Source organism: Microbacterium sp. UBA3394, from assembly GCF_002358725.1.
Taxonomy (GTDB): Bacteria; Actinomycetota; Actinomycetes; order Actinomycetales; family Microbacteriaceae; genus Microbacterium; species Microbacterium luteum.
Window position 1 is genome coordinate 1 of the sequence record NZ_DEPK01000143.1, and the last position, 7,878, is coordinate 7,878.

The following is a 7,878-nucleotide window of genomic DNA, read 5'->3' on the forward strand; positions in this document are numbered from 1 at the left end:
GGCGCGAAGATCAGCAGGAACCGCAGGTGGCGCCAGCCGTCGTGCCAGCTGCGCAGGTGCGGCGGGCGCGAGCGGCCGTCCTTCTTGAGCGTGGTCGGCACCTCTTCGATGCGGTAGCGGGCGAGTGAGGCCTTGACCACCATCTCCGAGGCGAACTCCATCCCGGTCGTCTGGAGGTCGAGGCTCAGGATCCGCTCGCGATTGAAGCCGCGCAGTCCGCAGTGGAAATCGTCGATGCCGGGCCGGAAGAACAGCTGCCCGATGCCGGAGAGCACGGGGTTTCCGAGGTATTTGTGCAGCGGGGGCATGGCGCCGGGGGCGATCCCGCCGCGGAAGCGGTTACCCATCACGAGGTCGGCCCCTGCTCGGAGCTTCTCGACGAACGGCTCGAGGTTCTCGAAGTCGTAGCTGTCGTCGGCGTCGGCCATGATCACGAAGCTGCCGCGGGCCTGCTCGATGCCGTTGATGAGGGCGGCACCGTATCCGCGGCGCGGGGCGTGCGAGACCCGTGCGCCGAGGTCTGCGGCGATCTGCTGGGAGCCGTCGGTGCTGCCGTTGTCGGAGATCAGCACCTCACCGCGCACACCGCTGCGCGCGAGGAAGCCCTGGGCCTTCTGGATGCAGACGGCCAGCGTCTCGGCCTCGTTGAGGCACGGCATCAGGATGGTCAGCTCGACGGGATCCGTCTCGACGGGTCGGTTCACTTGTTCTCTGCTCTCTCGGCGCGGGGGCGATCGTCGCCCGCGCCGCGGATGTCTCGCACGGTGTCGACGATCGCGTCGATGGTGCGGCGGATCGTGCGCGTCGCCAGTGCTTCGCGGTACCAGTCTGACGTGGATCGCCGCAGCGCACCGGCACCGGCCACGGTACGGCCGATCGCATCACCGAGGTCGCGCGGCGCGGCGCTCGCGGCCACGTGGCCGTTGCGTCCCGCCTCGATCAGCTCGGTCGACGCGTTGCCCTCGTCGGCGACGAGCACGACGGGCGTCCCGCGTGCGGCGGACTCGACGACCACGAGACCGTAGCCCTCGCGACGCGAGGGGTTCACCAGGCACGCCGCGGTCGCCATGAGCTCGTCGAGGCGCTCCTGGGAGACGAAGCCCGGCAGGTCCGTCCATCCGTCCCCGTCGGCGGCCTGGATCGCGGCGCGCACCTCGGGGGCGCTCGGTCCCTCCCCCAGGATGACGAGGCGCAGGTCCGGGATGCGCTCGCGTGCGACGGCGACGGCCGCAGGGAGGCACTCCACGCGCTTGTCGGGGATATGGCGTCCGACGTACAGCACGAACGGCGGCGACGCCGCATCCCGCGTCTCGGGCTCCGGGCCGCCGCCTTCGATCAGGCCGGGGCTGACCAGCAGCCTCCCGCGCAGGCCCTCCGCGCGCAGGCGCCCGGCGCTCAGCTGCGAGTGGGCGGTCGCGACCGGTGTGAGCGCGATCGCGAGGCGCTGCAGGAACCACGCGAGGGTGCCGGTGGCGCGGCCGGCGTACCGGATCCATTGCGGGCGCCGCCACACCTCGAGGTAGTCGGCGATCAGCGTCGTGCGGGTTCCGGCCAGCGCGGCCCTTGCGGCGAAGACGTTCAACACGGGGAGTGCGCTGACGATCACCGCGTCGTACCGGTGGCGGCGACGGCGGAGGGTGCGGAACAGTCCCCAGGCGAACGCCGCGGCGGCGGTGGATCGGCGGACACCGTCCGCGGAATACAGACGGAGCGGGCCCGTGGCCGCGACCACCCGGAACCCGGGCTCCTCGGGCGCGGCCCCCGTCCATTGGCGGGCGGTGAGATAGTCCACCGTGAGGCCGCGGCCGGCGAGCTCGGTGGCGAAGGCGCGGTACTGCCGCTCGCCGCCGCCCGTGGTGTACGGGAAGAGGCAGTCGTAGGCGATCGCGACGGATGTCACGGGCATCAGCACCCCTCGATACGGAACAGCCGGGCGTCGTCACCCTCGGCGTCGACGAGGACGAGGCGATCGGAGGGCTCGAGGTCGTTGATGCCGCTGCGCTCGGTGCCCGAGTTCTTGCTCTTGAAGACGTTCTGGGATCCGAAGTCGAGCACGTACTCCGCTCCCAGGCGGTCCACGGCCTCGCACACGCGCGGGTCGTCGTCGATGTCGGCGAGGTGGGCGTCGACGTACTCCTCGTCGTCCGTGCGCGTGCCGAAGACGTGGAGCTCCAGCACCTCGCGCCCCGCGAGAGCGTACGCGAGCGAGCCGCCCGTCCACGGATTGACGATGAGCACGGCATCCGCGGGCAGCGTCTCATCCAGTCGGTCCAGCAGGATCTGCTCGTCCTCCGTGAGTAGCGCCGCGGACCCGTCCAGCCGGTAGGCGCCCTGTGCGGCATGCATCGTCGCGGTGACATTGGGGCCGACAGCGACGCTGAACGCCGCGGCCGCGGCGAGCGCGACGACGCCCATCCGGACCGGCTCCGTCCACCGCCCACGACGCGCGGCCCGGTTCAGCAGGTCGATCAGGACGAGGGCGCCGAGGACGGCGACGGGGATCGCCGCGATCGGCAGGAGCGCCGCGAGCCGGTACGAGTCGTTGTACCAGGGATTGGTCAGCAGGTCTCGGATCTGCGTGCCGATGGGGAGGCCGCTGACGACGATGAACAGGAGCGCGGCCGCTGCGAACGGGATCCCCGCGAGGGCCCAGCGAGCCGGACGGCGGACGACGACGACGATTCCCAGAATCAGCAGGAGGGCGGTGGTCACCGTGATCGGATACCCGCGCGGGGCGACGAGGGCGGCTTCGCCGAAGGCCTGCGCCGTGCTCTGCCACGCGCCCCACCCGGACATCTCCTCGTTGGTGCGGCCGAAGCGCCACAGGCCGACCCCGACCAGGGCGAGGGCGGGGATGGTCACGGCGGCGACGGTGACCGCGGCGCGCGTACGTTTGGTGAAGGCCGCCGCGCCGAGGATCCAGGCGATGCCCGCCACGGTGAGGGCGTAGAGCGCCAGGAACGCGTTCGGGTGCGAGATCCCGATGGCCGCGCACACGGTGACCAGTAGCAGCGCGGTGCGCAGCCGGTCACGCCCGCGGGTGCGCAGGAGCAGCCACACCGCAGCGATGCCGGCGGGGAGCGCTGCGTACGCGGTGTAGTTCGGGTACAGAACGCCGAAGTCGAGCAGCAGCAGCGGGAACGCCCCGAACCCTGTCGTGAGCGCCGCCGTCAGCGCGAGCGCCGCGGGGCGCGCCGCGAACACCGCGGCTGCGAGTGCGAGCGCGGAGGCTGGCCACACCACGGCGCCGATGGCGATGTTGGCGGCGTTTACCGCGAGCGCCACGCCGCCTCCGCCGAGTTGCGCGACCAGGGTGACGACGCTGTGCCACCCGTTCGGGTAGAAGTCGATGTCGGAGGCGCTGCCGACCGTGAAGATCGAGGCGTCGCCGGTGTCGAGGATCAGGCGGACCGCGTTGAGGTGCACGATCGCGTCGAAGGTCTGCGAGATGTTCTCGGGGTCGCCGAAAACGACCGCGAGCTGGGTTCCGATCGTTGCGGCCGCCGCGACGAGTCCGACCGCGGCGGCGATCGGGGCGGCCGCGCGTCGGGACGGCGCAGCGGGGGCGTCCCACGGCACGGAAGCCTCGGTGCGGCCGACCCAGCGTCGCACCGCAAACGCGACCGCCGCGGTGGTGGCGGCGACGATCGCGACGGGCAGCAGCGACCAGCGCAGGCCCGCCAGCGGGGCTGCGGTCGCCGCGACGGCGACGACCGCGAGAGACACGGCGGGCGCGAACAGCCAGGCCGTGACGGATCTCAGGCCCCATCCGGCTGCGATCACGGCAGCACCCGGAAGAAGGATTACGCCGACGGCGATCAGCACCGACGGTGCGGCGGCAAGCCAAGCCTCATTCATCTCGACTCCCGGCCGGTGGACAACAGTGAGATATCGTAGTAGACCGTCTGCTGGACAGGTGCTCAACGCTCCGGCGACTCCCCATACGAGGCGCGCGGATCGCGTCGTCGCACCGATTCAGAAAGCGCACCATATGGATCTTCTCGTTGTCGGCTCCGGCTTCTTCGGCCTGACGATCGCGGAGCGGGCGGCCGCGGCGGGACGCAAGGTCACCGTCATCGACCGCCGGCCCCACATCGGCGGGAACGCCTACAGCGAGCCCGAACCGTCCACGGGCATCGAGGTGCACCGATACGGCGCGCACCTGTTTCACACATCGAACCCCGGGGTGTGGGAGTACGTGAACCGCTTCACATCCTTCACCTCGTACGTGCACCGGGTGTACACGAACCATCGCGGCGTCGTGTACCCGCTGCCGATCAACCTCGGCACTATCAACCAGTTCTTCCAGGCGGCCTACTCGCCCGACGAAGCCCGCGCGCTGGTGCAGGAGCAGGCGGGGGAGTTCGACGCGAAGAGCGCGGCGAACCTCGAGGAGAAGGGGATCGCGCTCATCGGGCGCCCCCTCTACGAGGCGTTCATCCGCGATTACACCGCCAAGCAGTGGCAGACGGATCCGAAGGATCTGCCGGCCGAGATCATCAGCCGGCTGCCGGTGCGCTACACCTACGACAACCGGTACTTCAACGACAGGTGGGAAGGGCTTCCGACCGACGGGTACACCGCCTGGCTCGAGCGCATGGCCGACCACCCGAACATCGAGGTGCGCCTCGACACGGACTTCTTCGACGACTCCCAGCCGCTGAACAAGGCCGCCACCGTGGGCCGACTCCCGATCGTCTACACCGGTCCGGTCGATCGGTACTTCGACTACACCGAAGGCGCGCTCTCGTGGCGGACGCTGGACTTCGAGCAGGAGGTGCTCGAGATCGGCGACTTCCAGGGCACGAGCGTCATGAACTATGCCGATGCGGATGTGCCCTACACCCGCATCCACGAGTTCAAGCACTTCCACCCCGAGCGCGCAGACCGTCATCCGGCCGACCGGACCGTCATCATGCGGGAGTTCTCCCGGTTCGCCGAGCGCGCGGACGAGCCGTACTACCCCGTCAACACCCCGCAGGACCGCAGCGGCCTCCTCGCGTACCGCGAGCTCGCGAAGGGCGAGAAGGAGGTCCACTTCGGCGGGCGTCTCGGCACCTACCAGTACCTCGACATGCACATGGCGATCGGCTCGGCCCTGTCGCTGTGGAGCAACACCCTCGCCTGAGCGGCGGGCGGCGCGCGGTGCCGGACGGCTCGTCGGGGCCCGTCGGTTAGAATTGGGCCGCGGTCGGAGCCGGATCCGCCGCCCTGCGGCCCATCCCGCCGACCATATCGCGAAAGCCTCTCCAGACACATGCGCATCTTCATCCAGATCCCCTGCCTCAACGAGGAGACAACCCTCCCGCTCGTGCTCGCCGGGATCCCGAAGCAGATCGACGGTGTCGACGAGATCCACGTGCTGGTGGTCGACGACGGATCGTCCGATCGCACCGTCGAGGTCGCCCGACAGTTGGGCGTGGAGCACTTCGTCTTCCACACCCGCAACATGGGACTCGCCCGGTCGTTCCGCGACGGCGTCGACTACGCGCTCCAGCACGGTGCCGACATCGTCATCAACACCGACGGCGACAACCAGTACCCGCAGGAGCGCATCGCCGACCTCGTCCAGCCCATCCTGCGCGGCGAGGCCGACATCGTCATCGGGGACAGGCAGACCAAGACGATCGCGCACTTCTCGGGTTTTAAGAAAATCATGCAGGGCGTGGGAAGCGGTGTGGTGAACTTCGCCGCCGAGACCGACCTTCCCGACGCCGCGAGCGGCTTCCGCGCGTACTCGCGCGAGGCCCTCATCCGCCTGAACGTCGTCACGCAGTTCAGCTACTGCATGGAGACGATCATCCAGGCGGGCAACAAGCGCCTGCGCATCGCGAGCGTGCCCGTAAAGACCAACCCGAAGACGCGCGAGTCGCGCCTGTTCTCGAACATCTTCCAGCACATGGGGCGCTCCGCGCAGGCGATCATGCGCAGCTACGTGATGTTCAAGCCGCACGCGGTCTTCCTGACGCTGGCGGTCGTCTTCCTGATCGGAGCGGCGATCCCGTTCGGCCGCTTCCTCGTGCTCAGCTGGATGGGAGTCGCCGGCGACCACATCCAATCGCTCATCTTCGGCTCGGCCATGCTGGTCGGCGCGCTCCTGAGCGTCGCGCTCCTCGTGATCTCCGACATGCTGCGCACCAACCGCACCCTCGTCGAGGACGCGCTGGAGCGCATCAAGCTTCTGCAGTACGCGCCGGAGCGCATCACCGATCCGAACGCCGTGCGTCCCGACGACGCCGCGCAGCATCCTTCGCTGGCTATCAGTCCCCGGGCGGTCGAGACGGTGCTCTCGGGCGCCGACCCGGTCGCCACCATCGCGCCCGAACACGAATGGGCCGATGACGCCGAGGCGCGTGCCGCGCACGGCGCCTGACCGCCCTCCGCCCCCTTCCGCCGACAGGAGTCTGCGTGCTGAACACGCTCAAGCGCATCGCCAAGGATCTGCTCGCGATCACCTGGATCCGCCGGGTCTACGAGTTCGTCAACCGTGTGGTGCTCGAGACGTTCGGCTCGAGCCGCATCCTGACCCACCTGTGGTTCTTCGTCAGCGCGATCACGTTCAACCGCGAGCAGTCCGCCGTGCTGCGCGGTCGCCGCGACTACTACCGCAACAAGCACCGTGACCGCCTGTCGCATGTCGAGCTGCGCCGAAACGTGCACCGTCTCGAGAAGGGCCTCATCATGCGGCCCCGTCGGGATGTCTTCGCGCGCGACTACATCACCGAGACCATCGAGTTCTACGAGGAGGCCGTCGCGCAGTTCGCCGCGGCCCCCGGGACCATGGAGCAGAGCGAGATGGACTGGGCGCATGATGTGCTCACGGAGTACTTTCGGTCGGTAACGGGCGATGACGCCACGGTCGACGCCGCGCGTGCACGGTTCATGGCCGCCGGCTATGCGGGGGAGTTCACGGGCAAGGTGCCGCACCCGAAAGAGCATCTCTCGAATCTGTCGTACGACGACCTCGAGCGCCTCGTCACCCAGCGCCGTAGCGTGCGCTGGTTCGACCAGCGCCCCGTGCCGCGCGAGGAGATCGACCGCGCGCTCCTGGTCGGACGGCAGGCGCCGACGGCGTGCAACCGGCTGCCGTACGAGTTCCGTGTCTTCGACGACCCCGAGGCCGTGCGCCGTGTCTCATCGATCCCGTTCGGCGCCGCCGGCTATGGGCACAATATCCCGGCCATCGTCGTCGTCGTCGGCAAGCTCGAGTCGTACTTCAGCCCCCGCGATCGTCACGCCATCTACGTCGACAGCTCCCTCGCGGCGATGCAGTTCATGCTGGCCCTGGAGACCCTGGGGCTGAGCTCCTCGGTCATCAACTGGCCCGACTTCGAGCCTCTCGAGCGCAAGATGCAGAAGACGCTCGGACTGTCGATGACCGACCGCGTCGTCATGCTGATCGCCGTGGGCTATGCGCACCCGGAGGGGATGGTGCCCTACTCGCAGAAGAAGGAGCTGGACACCTTCCGCCGCTTCAACTGACGCATGGCCGAGGAATCCGCTCCGCGCTGGCGACGTCGCGCGCTCCGCTGGGCGCTGACGGTCCTCGTCGTCGGCGTCGTCGGGTACTTCTTCGCCGTCGCACTGTGGGATAACTGGGATGCGATCGCCGCCGAGCAGCTCGCCTTCAGCCCCTGGTGGATCGCCGCGACGGTGATCTTCGCCCTCGCCGTCCCCCTGACGGGCCTGCTGTGGGGACGCATGGTGCGCGTGCTCGACACCGACCCCGACGGGCGCGTGAGCGCGGCGGAGGCGATTGCGGTGCAGTGCGCCTCGTGGCTGCTCAAATACATTCCCGGCCAGGTCGGGTCCGTGGTGAACAAGGTCGTCTGGGCGGGCAAGAAGGGCGTCAGCCGTTCGCTCGTGCTCATCACGTTC

Annotated in this window: 6 protein-coding genes and 1 pseudogene; 4 read left to right on the forward strand and 3 right to left on the reverse strand. The window is 69.3% G+C overall.

Features of this window, described 5'->3' with window-relative positions:
- The 3 genes from B4E30_RS08455 to B4E30_RS08465 all read right to left on the reverse strand — a co-directional run.
- On the reverse strand, window positions 1–704 hold a 704-nt coding region (locus B4E30_RS08455), incomplete at its 3' end, for a glycosyltransferase family 2 protein (protein ID WP_286794715.1).
- Entirely contained in the window at window positions 701–1,906 is a 1,206-nt protein-coding gene (locus tag B4E30_RS08460) for a glycosyltransferase family 4 protein (protein WP_286794718.1), read from the reverse strand. The genes B4E30_RS08455 and B4E30_RS08460, both read right to left, overlap by 4 nt.
- Window positions 1,906–3,858 carry a DUF6541 family protein gene (locus B4E30_RS08465; RefSeq protein WP_286794720.1) on the reverse strand — a complete coding sequence of 651 codons (1,953 nt, stop codon included), beginning with the start codon at window positions 3,856–3,858 and terminating at the stop codon, window positions 1,906–1,908. The genes B4E30_RS08460 and B4E30_RS08465 overlap by 1 nt, the downstream gene beginning before the upstream one ends.
- 133 nt (window positions 3,859–3,991) lie before the next feature.
- On the opposite strand from B4E30_RS08465, the gene glf reads away from it, so the two are divergent.
- From glf to B4E30_RS08485, 4 genes and pseudogenes are all read left to right on the forward strand, one after another.
- Complete coding sequence (gene glf, locus B4E30_RS08470) at window positions 3,992–5,128, forward strand: UDP-galactopyranose mutase (RefSeq protein WP_286794722.1); 1,137 nt, start codon at window positions 3,992–3,994, stop codon at window positions 5,126–5,128.
- Window positions 5,129–5,257: 129 nt separating this feature from the next.
- Window positions 5,258–6,373 carry a glycosyltransferase family 2 protein gene (locus B4E30_RS08475; protein WP_286794725.1) on the forward strand — a complete coding sequence of 372 codons (1,116 nt, stop codon included), beginning with the start codon at window positions 5,258–5,260 and terminating at the stop codon, window positions 6,371–6,373.
- A 35-nt stretch (window positions 6,374–6,408) separates the two neighbouring features.
- Window positions 6,409–7,482: a nitroreductase family protein gene (locus tag B4E30_RS08480; protein WP_286794727.1), complete on the forward strand. Its 1,074-nt coding sequence runs from the start codon at window positions 6,409–6,411 to the stop codon at window positions 7,480–7,482.
- A gap of 3 nt (window positions 7,483–7,485) precedes the next feature.
- Window positions 7,486–7,878: pseudogene (locus tag B4E30_RS08485) on the forward strand (hypothetical protein); the annotation flags it as partial.

Bases quoted from the DNA above. Each gene is read 5' to 3' on its own strand.
- B4E30_RS08460 (WP_286794718.1), bottom strand. From the start codon at position 1,906: ATGCCCGTGACATCCGTCGCGATCGCCTACGACTGCCTCTTCCCGTAC.
- B4E30_RS08465 (WP_286794720.1), bottom strand. From the start codon at position 3,858: ATGAATGAGGCTTGGCTTGCCGCCGCACCGTCGGTGCTGATCGCCGTC.
- glf (WP_286794722.1), top strand. From the start codon at position 3,992: ATGGATCTTCTCGTTGTCGGCTCCGGCTTCTTCGGCCTGACGATCGCG.
- B4E30_RS08475 (WP_286794725.1), top strand. From the start codon at position 5,258: ATGCGCATCTTCATCCAGATCCCCTGCCTCAACGAGGAGACAACCCTC.